The organism is Nocardia sp. CA-135953, assembly GCF_050955735.1.
Lineage (GTDB): Bacteria > Actinomycetota > Actinomycetes > Mycobacteriales > Mycobacteriaceae > Nocardia.
Genome location: NZ_CP192082.1, coordinates 2,303,442 through 2,317,030, shown reverse-complemented (window position 1 = coordinate 2,317,030; position 13,589 = coordinate 2,303,442). Strand labels below are relative to the sequence as shown.

Below are 13,589 nucleotides of genomic sequence, written 5' to 3'. Positions count from 1 at the left end.
CAATTTGCGATGTTCGCGGGGGCTCTCCGTGGTTACGCGAGCTACCGCCTCCGAGCCATCGCTCACATCGCGGTGTGCTTCGGCGTGTTGTCCGACACACCGTTCAGGTTCAGGGTTTTGGTCGACCAATCCCAGACTTCCTGGAACAGCGCCTGGTCCTCCGAGAGCTTCACGCCCAGCGAGGGCACCATTTCCTTCAGCTTCGGCGACCAGTCGTCGTATTCGCGCGGGAAACAGCGGTGCAGCACGTCGATCATGGCGCTCACACAGGTCGACGCGCCGGGTGACGCGCCGAGCAGACCCGCAATGGTGCCGTCTTCGGCGGCGATGACCGCCGTGCCGAACTCGAGCACACCGCCCGCACCCTTGCGCCGGATGACCTGCACGCGCTGCCCCGCGGTGATCAGCTCCCAGTCGTGGCCGTCCGCGCGCGGAATGAACTCCTCCAGCGTGGCCACCTTGCCCGCCTCGGACTTGAGCAGCTCGCTGACCAGGTACTTGGTCAGGCCGAGTTCGGTGACGCCGACGCCGAGCAGCGAGAAGATGTTGTTCGGCTTCACCGACTTGAACAGATCGGTGTTCTTACCGTCCTTGAGGAACTTCGGCGTCCACCCGGCGTACGGGCCGAACAGCAGGCCGGGACGGCCCTTGATGATGCGAGTGTCCAAGTGCGGCACCGACATCGGCGGCGCACCGACGGCGGCCTTGCCGTAGACCTTGGCCTCGTGCTTGTAGATCAGATCCGGGTTGGTGCAGCGGATGAACTGACCGCTGATCGGGAAGCCGCCGAAACCCTTGGCCTCCTTGATGCCCGACTTCTGCAGCAGCGGCAGCGCACCGCCGCCGGCGCCGACGAAGACGAATTTGCTGATGAGCGTCCGGGTTCGGCGAGTACGCAGGTTGCGTACCTTGACCAGCCAGGAACCGTCGGACTGCTTGGTGAGGTCGCGCACCTCGTGACCGAAGGCCAGATCGACGCCGGAACGGCCGAGGTAGGCCAGCAGTTCGCTGGTGAGCGAACCGAAGTCGATATCGGTGCCCTCATCGGTCCAGTTGAGCGCGATCGGATCGGAGAAGTCGCGGCCCCTGGCCATCAGCGGCAGCCGCTTGGCGAATTCGTCAGGGCTGTCGACGTATTCCATCGTCGAGAACAGCGGATGCCGCGACAGCGCCTCGTACCGCTTGCGTAGGTAGTCCACATTGTCCGCGCCGTGCACGAAGCTGACGTGCGGGATGGGGTTGATGAAGGCGGAGGGATCGCCGAGGATGCCGTTCTCCACGCCGTAGGACCAGAACTGGCGCGAGACCTGGAAGCGCTCGTTGATATCGATGGCTTTGCTGATATCGACCGAGCCGTCCGGATTCTGCGGGCTGTAGTTCAGTTCACACAGTGCGGAGTGTCCGGTGCCCGCGTTGTTCCACGGATCGCTGCTCTCGGCGGCGGCCGCGTCCAGCCGCTCGAATAGGGAGATCGACCATTCCGGCTGCAGCTGCCGAAGCAGTGCGCCGAGAGTGGCACTCATGATGCCGGCACCGATGAGTACTACATCGGTCTTTTCAGTCATGGCAGCGTTCGGCACGGGTAGATCGACTTCCTTGTCCTTCTGCGCACGCCCACCCCCACGGTGGGCCTGCTGGGCACGGGCGCTATGTGGTTGTTGCGAGTCCTGCGTGACTCGGCGAGGTGTAGGTTACCCGCCGTTCACCTAGCCCAATTGTGCACCTCACCTGTTCGAAGTCCGGCAACGAACCTACCGAATGTGACATAGATTCCTTCCTGGCTTCGACCTTCGAAACCGCCCTGACGTCGCTGACCTTTTCGAGTGACCTGCAAGCAGTCACTACGGCTAGATTGATCCTTGTGACGAACGAAGCCTCGCTCAGCGTGTCCGATATCACCACCCCGGCAACCGAGCGATGGCAGCCAGATATCCTCGGTGCGGGCTATGAGCAGCGCAGTCTGCCGCTGGGTCCGGACCCCGACGGTGAGGGCGAGGCCGTCGCGACCCTCGTTCGCTACACCCCCGACACCGGTTCCGCCACCACCGAACCCGCGGTGCTGTACGTGCACGGTTTCACCGACTACTTCTTCCAACAGCATCTCGCCGAACACTTCGCCGAGCGCGGACATCGCTTCTACGCGCTGGATCTGCGCAAGTGCGGTCGCTCGCTGCGCGACGGCCAGACGCCGCACTACGTCACCGATCTGGCGCTCTACGACGCCGAGCTGAACAAGTCGCTGCGCATCATCCAGGAAGAGGCGGGCGACAACGTGCTGCTGGTCGCACATTCGACCGGTGGACTCATCGTGTCGCTCTGGCTGAACCGGCTCAACATGGCGAAGGGCACGGCCAAGTCGGGCATTGTCGGCTTGGTGCTCAACAGCCCCTGGTTCGATCTGCAGGGCCCGTCGTACTACCGGACCATAGGCACTCCGGTGATCAAGATGCTCGGCCGGATCCGGTCGATGGTCGAGCTACCCGGCAACAAGATCAGCTCCTACGGCGACAGCCTGCACCACAGCGTCGCGGGCGAGTGGGATTACAACCTGGATTGGAAGCCGCTGGCGGGCTTCCCGGTCCGGCTCGGCTGGCTGCGCGCGATCCGCAACGGGCACGCCCAGTTGCAGGCGGGGCTCTCGGTCGGCGTGCCCGCGTTGATTCTGCGTTCGCGCATCACGAAATTCGCGCGCAAGTACGGTCCGGCCGTCGATGTCGCGGATGCGGTGCTCGATGTGCGCCAGATCCAGCGCTGGTCGGGCTGCCTCGGTGATCGGACCAATATCGTCCCGATCGACGGCGCCCGCCACGATGTCTTCCTGTCCTCGGCCGAACCGCTGGCCAAGGCCTTCGCCGAACTCGACAGCTGGCTGGACTGGCTGGCTGACCATTTCGAGCGACCTGCGAGCAGTCGCTAGCGGTCTTTCACCGGAAGACCGCCGGATCACCAGAGGCTGGTACGTAGCACGATCTCGGTGGCCAATTCGTGGTCGGCCTCGGTCGCCACATTGTCGACGTCGATCTCCACGACCCGGAATTCGCCGTAGACGTAGCGCCCGGAGGCATCCGCGACCGGACGCGGCAGATTCTTGGTGACCAGCACGGTGGCGGCGACCTCCACCGGACGACACGTGGGGTCCGCGACGGTGCCGTCGGCAGCCGGAATCGCGGGATGGCCGCGATCGGCGACGACAAGGCTGATGAACCGGCCGAAACCACCCGCGCAGACCTGCCAGCCGAGCTGCGCGCCGGCGCCGCGTCCTGCGACATTCACCCAGGGGATGCCGAGTTCGTCGAGGATGGCGTGCACGCCCGCCGGATCCAGGTCCGCTATCGATTCCACCGCAATGGTGCGCAGGTCCGAGGTGTGCAGTCGCGCGCACACCTGGTCGTAGACGTCGACCGGATCACCGGCATCGGGCAACAGCAGCACGCTGTGTCGAGACTCCGGGCCGTCGACCCGTATGGTCCATGCCCGGTCACCGACCGTGATCCGCCGAGATTTCATGCCGGAGTACGGTACACGTCCTAATTGAACGGAACCGCGTGTCAGTTACTCGCGAGTCAGGAACGTAAACATGTCGGTGGCTGTACGGGCTGGTCAGAGTGATGTGCTGCCGACTCCCAGGCCGGCGACGATGGTGGGGAGATCAACAGGTGCACCGTCGGTGAGCAGGCGTTCGATGTGGGCGATGTCGAGGTGCTGTTCGATCAGGTCGGCGAGCAGGTCGAGTTGGGACGAGCGGATCGCGGCTACCGAGGTATTTTCGGCGACGACGAAACCGTGCCGTCCGGCGCGGGCGGCGACCTCACGGAGCCAGGAGCGACGGAACTCATCCGATTCCAGCAGGCCGTGCAGGTGGGTGCCCCAGATCGCGTCGCGCACAGTGCCTTCTGTGGTCGGTGAGCTGTTCAGCTCCAGCCAGGACGGATCACCGCTGCGCTCGACGCGACCATGGTGAATCTCGTAGCCGTGCACGGGGATTCCGTGACCCCGCCCTGCGCTGCGTCGCAGTACCTTGGGGTCGGCGAATTCGATCTCCAGATCGAGCAGACCCAGACCCGCGACCGTCCCCGCGTCCGATTCGACCCGGTCGACGATGCGACTCCCGAGCATCTGATATCCGCCGCAGATGCCGAGGATCGGCCGCCCCGATGCGGCTCTGGCCTGTAGCGCATCGGCAATTCCGGTGCGCCGCAACCACTCCAGATCCGATACGGTCGCCTTACTGCCCGGCAGCACCACCAGATCGGCATCGGCGAGCCGGGACGGGTCGCCGACCCAGCGCACCGCGACACCGGGCTCACAGGCCAACGCTTCGATATCGGTGGAATTGGAGATGCGCGGCAGACGGATCGCGGCGACCGTAAGCCATTCGGCACCCACCGGCAGGCTGGGACGGCCGACCGGCGCGTCGGCGACCGTGCCGAGCGAGTCCTCCGCGTCGATCCACAGTTCGTCCGCGTAGGGGATGACGCCGAGTGTGCGGCGTCCGGTCAGCTCGGTGAGCTGGTCGAGTCCGGGACGCAGCAATTCGACATCGCCGCGGAACTTGTTGACGATGAAGCCGGAGATCAGTTGCTGGTCTTCGGGCTCGAGGACGGCCACGGTGCCGAACAGGTGCGCGAGCACGCCGCCGCGGTCGATATCGCCGACCACGAGCACCGGCAGTCGCGCCGCCCGGGCGAGCCCCATATTCGCCAGATCGGTGGCGCGCAGGTTGATTTCGGCGGGCGAACCGGCGCCCTCGCAGATCACCACATCGAATTCGGCGCGCAGCGAATCCAGTTCGGCGGCAACGACTTCGCGTAGGTCCTGGCGATGCTGGAAATAGTCACGCGCGCCGACGGTGCCGATGGCCTTGCCGCGCACCACGAGTTGGGAGCGTCGGTCGCTGCCGGGTTTGAGCAGGACCGGATTGAATCGAACGCTCGGCGCGAGCCCGCACGCCGCCGCCTGCAGGGCCTGCGCACGACCGATCTCGCCGCCGTCGAGGGTGACCACCGAATTGTTGGACATGTTCTGCGCCTTGAACGGCGCGACTCGAACACCGCGCCGGGCGAGCATGCGGCAAAGTCCGGCCACCACAACGCTTTTCCCAGCGTCGGAGGTTGTTCCGGCGATCAGCAGCGCACCCGTCGATGCGCTGGTCACGGCGCGAGCCTGCGCGGTCCACCCGTCACGGCACGGTCAGAATTTCGGCGCCCGTGTCGGTCACAACCCAACAGCGCGAGCTTCGACCTGCGCGGTCCACCCGTCACGGCACGGTCAGAATCTCGGCGCCCGTGTCGGTCACAACCCAACAGCGCGAGCTTCGACCTGCGCGGTCCACCCGTCACGGCACGGTCAGAATCTCGGCGCCCGTGTCGGTCACAACCCAACAGCGCGAGCTTCGACCTGCGCGGTCCACCCGTCACGGCACGGTCAGAATCTCGGCGCCCGTGTCGGTCACAACCAGTGTGTGTTCGAACTGCGCCGTCCACTTGCGGTCCTTGGTGACCACGGTCCAGCCGTCGTCCCAGATCTCGTAGTCGATATCGCCGAGGTTGATCATCGGCTCGATGGTGAAGGTCATACCGGGCTCGATGACCGATTCGATGGCGGGCTGGTCGTAATGCAGGATGACCAGGCCGCTGTGGAAGGTGGGGCCAACGCCGTGCCCGGTGAAATCGCGCACCACGCCGTAGCCGAAGCGGTTGGCGTAGGACTCGATGACGCGCCCGATCACATTGAGCGCCCGGCCCGGCCGTACCGCCTTGATCGCCCGCATGGTCGCCTCGTGCGTGCGCTCGACCAGCAGTCGCACCTCCTCGTCGACATCACCGGCCAGGAAGGTCTTATTGGTGTCGCCGTGCACGCCGTCGATGTAGGCGGTCACGTCGATATTGACGATGTCACCGTCCTCGATCACCGTCGAATCCGGAATGCCGTGGCAGATCACCTCGTTCAGCGAGGTGCAGCACGACTTCGGAAAACCCTTGTACCCCAACGTCGATGGATAGGCACCGTGATCGCACATGAACTCGTGTGCGATCCGGTCCAGCTCATCGGTGGTGACACCGGGCGCGACCGCCTTGCCCGCCTCCTCGAGCGCCTGCGCCGCGATCTTGCCCGCGATCCGCATCTTCTCGATGGTCTCGGCAGTCTGCACCCAGGGTTCACGACCCTCGTTCACGGTCTTCTTCCACGCATACTCCGGACGCTCGATCGAGCGCGGAACCTCACGGGTGGGCGAGAGCGTGCCGGGAACAAGCGGCTGGCGGGTACGCACTGACATGGAACAAGAGTATCCGCACCGGTCATCGCGCACTGTCCTTGCCTGCGCCGCGAACGCGCCGTCAACCGAAGGAATAGTCGCGGACCACGGTCCGTTTAGGGTAGTGGTCGACGTAGAAACTTCACACGAACAGGACTCGAGCTGTGGAACTGGGACTCACGACTTTCGCGGAGCTGTACCCGGTCGGCGACCGACCGGCGCCCACCGCGGCCGAACGGCTGCGCGAGGTGGTGGACGAGGCGGTCGCCACCGAGCGCGCCGGACTCGATGTCTACGGCGTCGGCGAACATCACCGCAAGGATTTCGCGGCATCCGCGCCGGCGGTCGTGCTGGCCGCGATCGCGGCACGGACCGAGCGCATCCAGCTGACCAGCGCGGTCAGCGTGCTGAGTTCGGACGATCCGGTACGGGTGTACCAAGATTTCGCGACGCTGGACGGACTCTCGAACGGTCGCGCCGAGCTGATGGCCGGACGCGGTTCGTTCACCGAGAGCTTCCCCCTGTTCGGTTACGACCTGAGCGACTATGACGAGCTCTTCGAGGAGAAACTAGCGCTGCTGCTGCACATTCGCGCGGACGAGCCGGTGACCTGGAACGGCAAATTCCGTGCCCCGCTGCGCGATGCGGTGATCTACCCGCGCACCGACAACCGGCCGCTGCCGGTCTGGATCGCGGTGGGCGGCAGCCCGGAATCCGTGGTTCGCGCCGGGCTGCTCGGCCTCCCGCTGGCGATCGCGATCATCGGCGGCCAGCCCGCACGCTTCAAGCCGCTGGTGGATCTGTACCACCGGGCACTCGAAGAGGGCGGCCACGAGAAGCAGCCGGTGGCGGTACACGCGCATGGCTACCTCGCGGATACCGACGAGCAGGCCGTCGCCGACTTCTACGCGCCGTACGCCGGAGCGATGAGCACCATTGGGCGCGAACGCGGTTGGGGCCCGATGACCCGCGCACAGTTCGATGCACTGCGCTCGCAGCGCGGTTCCCTCTTCGTCGGCACCCCGGACTACGTCGCGGAAAAGATCACCGACGCCCGCGACACCCTCGGCCTGGACCGCTTCATGCTGCACACCAGTGTCGGCACTCTGCCGCACGAAAAGGTGTTGCACAACATCGAATTGCTCGGCGCGAAGGTCGCACCGCAAGTGCGCTGAGCCAGCACAACGCCGCGGCACCAAGTGCAGCCGAACCTCGTGCTTGATGGCCGCGGCGAAGGCGACGTACGCCTCCCGCCGGGCGCCGTCCCATCGTGTCGCATGCCGGCGGCCCCACTGCAAGCGGTCCTTGCGGATGTTGAAGTAGTAGCCGATCCAGGCTGAGGTAGCACCGGTCACGATCGCGATCGCAGCACTGTAGAGGGCAAACACCGGCACAGGTAGTTGGCCGACCATTCACGCGCGCAACAGATCTCGGCCGCAGCGGTCGCACTCGCGCCGTGCGGTACTGAGGCTCGAGCCGTCGCGGCGAGCGTGGATGTAGCCCAAGGCCCTATCCGCCGAGTTGCGCTTCGAAGGCGATGCGGTCGCCTCGGTAGAGCGCGCGGACGCGTTCGACGGGCGCACCCTGTTGGTCCACGCTGCGCCGGTGCAGGAGTAGCAGCGGTAGGGCCGTGCTGCACTCGAGCAGGGCGGCCTCGCGCGGGGAGGCAAGGACGGTTTCGATGCGTTCGGTGGCCTTGCCGAGTACCACGCCCGAGGCGCGCACCGCCGCATACAGCGATGTCGTCGGATCGTAGGTATCCCGTAGGTGACCGAACCGGTCGAGGGGCATGAAGGTGCTCTCCAGGCCGATGCGTTCGCCGTCGGCGAGGAGTACGCGTTCCAGGTGCATGACCGGGGCGCCCAGCGTGAGCCCGAGGTCACGGGCGGTATCAGCGTCGGCGGGGACGTCGTCCCAGCCGACCAGCAGTCGGCCGGGCACACGGCCGTGACTGATGGCCCCCTCGGTGTATGAGCGCAGCGACAGCGGCTGCACCATCTTCGGGCGGGACACCACCGTCCCCCGGCCCTGGCGGCGGATTCGACCCTCCACCAATAGATCTCGCAGCGCCTGCCGGACGGTTTCGCGGGCGACCTCGAATCGAACCGCGAGGTCGCGCTCGGAGGGGACGGGGTCGCCCTCCTCCAGATCGGTCAGCAGCTGCTCGAGTTCGGTGCGCACCAGGTACGACTTCGGCAGCCGCGGCGCCGAATCGATACGCCCGCCGCGCATTTCATCGGCCTCGGCTCTCGTCGCACCTGATGTGTCCATACCGACAGCCTACCCCGTATTGGTCTATACCAATTGTTAACCCAGCGTTCGCGCGGGCAACACTCGTTGGTCTAGACCATTGCGCATTATGTATTCATGCGATTGGTCATCATCGGTGGCGGAATCCTCGGCACTTCGCACGCCCTGGCCGCCATCGGCCGTGGTCACGAGGTCGTGCAGCTGGAGCGGGAGCCCGAGGCGCGTGGTGCGACGGTGCGCAACTTCGGCCTGGTGTGGGTTTCCGGGCGCTCGGCCACCGAACTGGACTTCACGCTGCGCTCCCGGCAACTGTGGGAGGAGATCGGCGGCAAGGTGCCCGGTGTCGGATTCCGGGCCGCCGGATCGATCACGCTGGTGCGCACCCCCGCCGAACTCGCGGTCGCCGAGGCCGCCGCTGCGAGCACGCATGCCGGACCCCGCGGCTTCGAACTGCTCGAACCCGAACAGGTGCGCGCGATCAATCCGGCCCTGCGCGGCAAATTCCTTGCCGGACTGCACTGTTCGACCGATGCTGCCGTCGAATCCCGGCAGGCACTGCCCGCGCTGCGCGCATATCTGACCGCATCGGACCGCTATACCTTCCATGCGAGCACCGAGGCGCGTCAGGTCACCGATACCGGTTCCGGCGCAACGGTTCTCGACGATCACGGCCGCACCTTCGAAGCAGATCTGGTGTTGGTCTGTCCGGGCGCCGCGCATACCGGCCTGACCCGCGAACTCGTCGGCGACATCCCGGTGCGCCGAGTCCGGCTGCAGATGATGCAGACCGCGCCGCTCGGCGAGCCACTGACCACCGCGATCGCCGACGGCGACAGCTTCCGCTACTATCCGGGCTTCGCCGGTCCGGCGTTGGACGTGCTGAACGCGGAACAGTCGCAGACCGCGATCGCCGCCGAGCACAGGATGCAGCTGCTGTGCGTACAGCGCCTCAACGGCGGTCTCACCATCGGTGACACCCACGAATACGAGGAGCCCTTCGCCTTCGATCTGGACGAGGCACCGTACGAACACCTCACCGCCGTCACCGAGGAGCTGCTGGGACGCAAACTCCCGCAGGTAGTGCGGCGCTGGGCGGGCGTCTACAGCCAGAGCATCGATCCGGCCACCATCGTGACCCGCGCGAAGGCCGATGCGCACATCTGGGTCGTCACCGGTCCGGGTGGCCGCGGCATGACCCTCGGCCCCGCGATCGGCGCGGAAACCGCCGACCTGCTGAATCTCTGACAACGCTGATGTGGTCGAACCCCGTCCACGGCACTGGTGTCCGATTTGCGGCGGCGCTCACCCAACGCTGTTTTGTCATTGCCAAGCACTGATTGAACGCGAATCGTGCCGCACCAGCGTGGCGGGCCAGCAGTGATTGCTGCTCGACAGTCGGGTCGAGACAGAATCGGAAGCTCGTAAACCGCGTTACCGCAACAGCATCCCACCAGCCACCGGCTCGATCCCGCCTACCGGCAGGCCGCGGAATCCCTCGGTGCGGGTCCGGTTCAGGTGCTGTTCCAGGTGACGCTGCCGCCACTGCTGCCCGCGCTCGGCGCTGCCGCGGGTTTGGCGATCGCGCTGTCGATGGGCGAGCTCGGCGCGACCGTCATATCCGGCCACCTGGAAAACGTTGCCGGTCACCATATTCGGGCTCACCGATCGCGGTGAGGTATTCGACGCGGCCGCGAGTACCTGCCTGCTGTTGGCGGTGACACTGGTCGCCTCGGTCGCGCTCGGTCGGCTGCGTGGTCGCGCCGAGCTGCGCTGAGCACCATACGATGGCCCCATGTCAGCACTGCCCCTGATCTTCACCGCGGGCTGGGCGAGCGGGGTCAATGCCTACGCGGTGGTCCTGCTGCTCGGCATCTTCGGCGTCACCGGCTTGTCCGACGAGGTGCCGGAGGCACTGCAGCGCACCGATGTACTGATCGCGGCCGGTGTGTTGTTCCTCATCGAGGCCGTCGCGGATAAGGTCCCCTATCTCGACAGCTTCTGGGATGCGGTGCACACCATAGTGCGCCCGGCATCGGGTGCGGTCGTCGCAGCACTGCTCGCCGGCCAGGACGGATCGCTGCCCCAACTCGCGGCCGGCGCGGTCGGCGGAACCACCGCCCTGGCAAGCCATCTCGTGAAGGCCGGAACAAGGATGGCGATCAACACCTCGCCGGAGCCCGCGAGCAATATCGTCATGAGCCTCATCGAGGATCTGACCGTCGGCGGCATCGTCACCATCGCGATCTTCCACCCGGTCGTGGCGGCCGTCTGTGCGGGCACACTGCTGGTGATCGGCGTGCTTTTGGTCTATCTGCTGGCGAGTCGAATACGCCGCTACCGCATTCGCCGCAGACAACGTCGCGAGGCCAAACGCTTGGCTGCGGTCTAGGCGGGTTTGCGCCACACCAACCCGCAGCCGAAGTCATATGCGGATCGCGGCGGAATTCCGTTGCGGAGCACAGGATATGGATCGAAGCCGGAGGGCACTGCCGCGGTACGTCGACGTGGGTCCGCCTCCGGGCTCACATCAGCTGGGGCAGCATGATGCACTCTGCGGTAAGTGCGAGGACGGACAGCACGATTCCCGTGACCGCCAGCGCCTTGGCACTGCGCTGTCCGGTGCAGCCGACGATCCCGAGGACGAGTCCGGAAATTGCGAAGGGGAGGCCGACCAACGGTCGCACGCCGGTCAGGTCGATCGGCAGGAACGGGAGTACGCAACCGATGATGCCGAGGATCGCCGACGCTACGGCGAACCGTGGCCCCTGCCGCTGACCGGTCGCGTGCGGACCGCCTTGCCATCCGGGATCGTTGGTAGACACCCAGGGTTGTGGCTGCTGATAAAGGTTCGGACCCGGCGGCGGGATGGGCGCGGAGTATCCGGCGTTCGGGCCGGGGTGCCAGGTCGGGTTGGTCGGTTCCGGCGGCGGGCTATACGACATCGGTAATCCTCACTCACGAAATCCCCGAGAATGGCCTGCTATCGTTCGCGAGCCACGATAGTCGCATACCGAACGTTCGATTCGATGCCGATGCGGCCAGGTCCGCGGCGGGCGCGCTCGCCGACCGAGGCGTTATGGCGCGAAGTGCCGGCCAATCTGCATCTGGCCCAAATCCGCTGAGCACAAAGCAAACCGACCGCGCGGTTGATTAGCCAGTCGGGTGCGATCGCGCGGGTGGCGCGCCGATCGACCATCCCGCGCAGCGATTGAAGGCGACCGGCCGAGCGCACTGCGCGGCCGGAGACAATGCTCGCGATTGGGGTGCCCTATCGGTAGCAGTGAGTTGGCCAGCCTGCTTGCCGCGATGACGCTGATCGAGCAGTGTAGGAATCACTTCGGCTGGTCGACACCGTGGGTCGAACTGCACGCACACCACACGATCGATATTCGCGTCGCGGCGGCAGTGGTCTGGATGGTCGCCGAATGAGTTCGGGCACTGTCGAATTCGCCAACAAGTGGCGAATTCCGTGGCGGGCGTGCCGCGCCAGTCGACCACGCGGCACGCCGGGCCGGGCGCCCCGTTGCGCCCGCCGTCACTGTGCCGGCGACGTTTGCGTCCGGGTCGGGTCATTGGTCGGACAACGCTGGCCCGGGACGTCGCCAATTGAGCAGTAACGCTGTCGAGGCAGTGTCACTATTGGTCACTATTGCGGACGAATGTCGCCGTCGAGACTTACTGTTCAGGCAAACGGCGGCGGCCACCGGCCACGTCGGTTACCAGATCAGTGTAGCCGTCGACGAGTTCCGCCAAGTGGTACCAGTGTTTATGGGTATTATCGCTACGCGCGCCATCGACATCGATGGCCGTGTTGGCGTCCACCCAACTGCGCGCCATCCGATCCACCACCGCACCGAGGCTCTCGGTATGTAGCGAAGCACCATTGCGATGCTGCGGGATCTCCTGCGCAATCCACTCATTGATATCGTCGACGAGTTCGCCACGACGGCAATCGATTTCGGCCACCAGGTTCATGTCCTGAACCTCGGCACGGCGTGCGTGCAGTTCGGCGAGAGCGTGTGCGGAACGCAGTAATTCACGATCTTGAAAACGTCGTCCCTGAAATGCACACAATATCTGCGGAGCGGTCGGCAACACCCCCACCGTAGGCGCGCTCATCGCCGTACCTCGAATTTACCCGACACCAACGCGCTTTGTACCAACATGATTGGCTCTCGATTCGGTTATCCCGGTCATCGGATCGGTTCTTCACAACTAGCGTAGCTGGATCATGCTCTTACAAATGCAAGAACGCAAGAGTGCGTTCTCATTGCTGCGGTAACGACCTGGTCACCGAGCAGCGACCCCACAGACAGCTAGTGACAACGACTTTCACGCGCGATACTCGCGGGGAGCTGGACCGGTGGCCAAGAGTTTGCCACACCATCGCCTAGCGCGTGGGCAGTATGCGATCGCCGCCTACGGTCGGGGAGTCCCCAGATAACTAGTCACCCAGATAACTAGTCACCCAGATAACTAGTCACCCAGATAGCTAGTCACCCAGCGGCGCCTTGTTCGGATCGGCGTCGGCCTGCGCGTGGACGAGCACCCCTGCCACCCCGACGCGGATACGCGCGGTGCATTCGATCGGCGTACCCGGCGGCAGCTCGGACAGACCGGCGGCCACGTCGATATCGGTGCCCGACACCGCGATCCAGATCTCCGCCGGAAGCCGGCACCGGTAGATCGGTGAATCGCCGAGTCCGGTGTATGCGCGGGGTTCCGTCCCACACAATATCCAACCGCTCATCGGTGCGGCCGCGGTCCTCGAGGAACTTCGCGGCGAAATCCGCGCCATCCATTTCGAATCGCTGTTCATCGTGGGCTATTTCGGCCTCGGCCAAGACGAATGCCCGGCAAATCGAGCAGCAGCACACCACCCGAAACCGCCACCCCGAAGTCGCCGCGCTAGGTCGATCCCATCCCCCGGTCTCGAGAAGACGGTGCCGCGACTACAAGGACGAGCACCCCATAGATCCGGCCACCGAGCCGCGGTCGACCGTGACAAAGGGAATATCGCAGCGAAAACTCCGAAGTTCGTTGCCGCAAAAGGCGGTAGTCTCTGACCACGCTGCGAATGCAT

The 13,589-nt window shown here is 65.4% G+C and carries 14 protein-coding genes and 1 pseudogene; 6 read left to right on the top strand and 9 right to left on the bottom strand.

Annotation, left to right across the window (positions count from 1 at the left end):
- Window positions 1-62: 62 nt before the first annotated feature.
- A complete protein-coding gene (gene mqo / locus ACQPXH_RS10685; RefSeq protein WP_433602145.1) occupies window positions 63-1,565 on the bottom strand; it encodes a malate dehydrogenase (quinone) in 1,503 nt (500 codons plus the stop codon).
- 296 nt (window positions 1,566-1,861) lie between these two features.
- Between mqo and ACQPXH_RS10680 the strand changes: the two genes are divergently transcribed.
- Window positions 1,862-2,917: an alpha/beta hydrolase gene (locus tag ACQPXH_RS10680; RefSeq protein ID WP_433602144.1), complete on the top strand. Its 1,056-nt coding sequence runs from the start codon at window positions 1,862-1,864 to the stop codon at window positions 2,915-2,917.
- 26 nt (window positions 2,918-2,943) lie between these two features.
- On the opposite strand, the gene ACQPXH_RS10675 is transcribed toward ACQPXH_RS10680, so the two are convergent.
- The 3 genes from ACQPXH_RS10675 to map form a co-directional block, all read right to left on the bottom strand.
- Window positions 2,944-3,507 carry an alpha/beta hydrolase gene (locus ACQPXH_RS10675; protein WP_433602143.1) on the bottom strand — a complete coding sequence of 188 codons (564 nt, stop codon included), beginning with the start codon at window positions 3,505-3,507 and terminating at the stop codon, window positions 2,944-2,946.
- 93 nt (window positions 3,508-3,600) lie between these two features.
- A complete protein-coding gene (locus ACQPXH_RS10670) occupies window positions 3,601-5,154 on the bottom strand; it encodes a cobyric acid synthase (protein ID WP_433602142.1) in 1,554 nt (517 codons plus the stop codon).
- A gap of 259 nt (window positions 5,155-5,413) precedes the next feature.
- Window positions 5,414-6,277 carry a type I methionyl aminopeptidase gene (gene map / locus ACQPXH_RS10665; RefSeq protein WP_433602141.1) on the bottom strand — a complete coding sequence of 288 codons (864 nt, stop codon included), beginning with the start codon at window positions 6,275-6,277 and terminating at the stop codon, window positions 5,414-5,416.
- Between the two features lie 143 nt (window positions 6,278-6,420).
- Here map and ACQPXH_RS10660 point away from each other — a divergent pair, with 143 nt between their 5' ends.
- A complete protein-coding gene (locus ACQPXH_RS10660) occupies window positions 6,421-7,431 on the top strand; it encodes an LLM class flavin-dependent oxidoreductase (protein ID WP_433602140.1) in 1,011 nt (336 codons plus the stop codon).
- 334 nt (window positions 7,432-7,765) lie between these two features.
- Here ACQPXH_RS10660 and ACQPXH_RS10655 read toward each other — a convergent pair whose 3' ends face one another.
- Window positions 7,766-8,488: a GntR family transcriptional regulator gene (locus ACQPXH_RS10655; protein WP_433603408.1), complete on the bottom strand. Its 723-nt coding sequence runs from the start codon at window positions 8,486-8,488 to the stop codon at window positions 7,766-7,768.
- 135 nt (window positions 8,489-8,623) lie between these two features.
- Here ACQPXH_RS10655 and ACQPXH_RS10650 point away from each other — a divergent pair, with 135 nt between their 5' ends.
- On the top strand, window positions 8,624-9,751 hold the full coding sequence (locus ACQPXH_RS10650) for a TIGR03364 family FAD-dependent oxidoreductase (protein WP_433602139.1): 1,128 nt from the start codon (window positions 8,624-8,626) through the stop codon (window positions 9,749-9,751).
- Here ACQPXH_RS10650 and ACQPXH_RS10645 read toward each other — a convergent pair.
- The gene (locus ACQPXH_RS10645; protein WP_433602138.1) at window positions 9,675-10,049 is read right to left on the bottom strand and encodes a helix-turn-helix domain-containing protein; all 375 of its coding nucleotides are present in this window, start codon (window positions 10,047-10,049) and stop codon (window positions 9,675-9,677) included. The genes ACQPXH_RS10650 and ACQPXH_RS10645 overlap by 77 nt on opposite strands.
- On the opposite strand from ACQPXH_RS10645, the pseudogene ACQPXH_RS10640 reads away from it, so the two are divergent.
- Together ACQPXH_RS10640 and ACQPXH_RS10635 are read left to right on the top strand one after the other, a co-directional pair.
- Window positions 9,965-10,280, top strand: a pseudogene (locus ACQPXH_RS10640) (ABC transporter permease); the annotation flags it as partial. The gene ACQPXH_RS10645 and the pseudogene ACQPXH_RS10640 overlap by 85 nt on opposite strands.
- Before the next feature lie 18 nt (window positions 10,281-10,298).
- Complete coding sequence (locus tag ACQPXH_RS10635) at window positions 10,299-10,895, top strand: DUF4126 domain-containing protein (protein ID WP_433602137.1); 597 nt, start codon at window positions 10,299-10,301, stop codon at window positions 10,893-10,895.
- A gap of 133 nt (window positions 10,896-11,028) precedes the next feature.
- On the opposite strand, the gene ACQPXH_RS10630 is transcribed toward ACQPXH_RS10635, so the two are convergent.
- Window positions 11,029-11,448 carry a DUF4190 domain-containing protein gene (locus tag ACQPXH_RS10630; protein ID WP_433602136.1) on the bottom strand — a complete coding sequence of 140 codons (420 nt, stop codon included), beginning with the start codon at window positions 11,446-11,448 and terminating at the stop codon, window positions 11,029-11,031.
- Window positions 11,449-11,791: 343 nt separating this feature from the next.
- Between ACQPXH_RS10630 and ACQPXH_RS10625 the strand changes: the two genes are divergently transcribed.
- The gene (locus ACQPXH_RS10625; protein ID WP_433602135.1) at window positions 11,792-11,935 is read left to right on the top strand and encodes a hypothetical protein; all 144 of its coding nucleotides are present in this window, start codon (window positions 11,792-11,794) and stop codon (window positions 11,933-11,935) included.
- A gap of 246 nt (window positions 11,936-12,181) precedes the next feature.
- Here ACQPXH_RS10625 and ACQPXH_RS10620 read toward each other — a convergent pair whose 3' ends face one another.
- On the bottom strand, window positions 12,182-12,625 hold the full coding sequence (locus ACQPXH_RS10620) for a DUF4254 domain-containing protein (RefSeq protein ID WP_433602134.1): 444 nt from the start codon (window positions 12,623-12,625) through the stop codon (window positions 12,182-12,184).
- Window positions 12,626-12,998: 373 nt separating this feature from the next.
- A complete protein-coding gene (locus ACQPXH_RS10615; RefSeq protein ID WP_433602133.1) occupies window positions 12,999-13,256 on the bottom strand; it encodes a hypothetical protein in 258 nt (85 codons plus the stop codon).
- Between the last annotated feature and the right edge of the window lie 333 nt (window positions 13,257-13,589).

Coding starts and splice junctions, on each gene's coding strand:
- mqo (WP_433602145.1), bottom strand. CDS start 1,565: ATGACTGAAAAGACCGATGTAGTACTCATCGGTGCCGGCATCATGAGT.
- ACQPXH_RS10675 (WP_433602143.1), bottom strand. CDS start 3,507: ATGAAATCTCGGCGGATCACGGTCGGTGACCGGGCATGGACCATACGG.
- map (WP_433602141.1), bottom strand. CDS start 6,277: ATGTCAGTGCGTACCCGCCAGCCGCTTGTTCCCGGCACGCTCTCGCCC.
- ACQPXH_RS10655 (WP_433603408.1), bottom strand. CDS start 8,488: ATGCGCGGCGGGCGTATCGATTCGGCGCCGCGGCTGCCGAAGTCGTAC.
- ACQPXH_RS10650 (WP_433602139.1), top strand. CDS start 8,624: ATGCGATTGGTCATCATCGGTGGCGGAATCCTCGGCACTTCGCACGCC.
- ACQPXH_RS10635 (WP_433602137.1), top strand. CDS start 10,299: ATGTCAGCACTGCCCCTGATCTTCACCGCGGGCTGGGCGAGCGGGGTC.
- ACQPXH_RS10630 (WP_433602136.1), bottom strand. CDS start 11,448: ATGTCGTATAGCCCGCCGCCGGAACCGACCAACCCGACCTGGCACCCC.
- ACQPXH_RS10620 (WP_433602134.1), bottom strand. CDS start 12,625: ATGAGCGCGCCTACGGTGGGGGTGTTGCCGACCGCTCCGCAGATATTG.
- ACQPXH_RS10615 (WP_433602133.1), bottom strand. CDS start 13,256: ATGAGCGGTTGGATATTGTGTGGGACGGAACCCCGCGCATACACCGGA.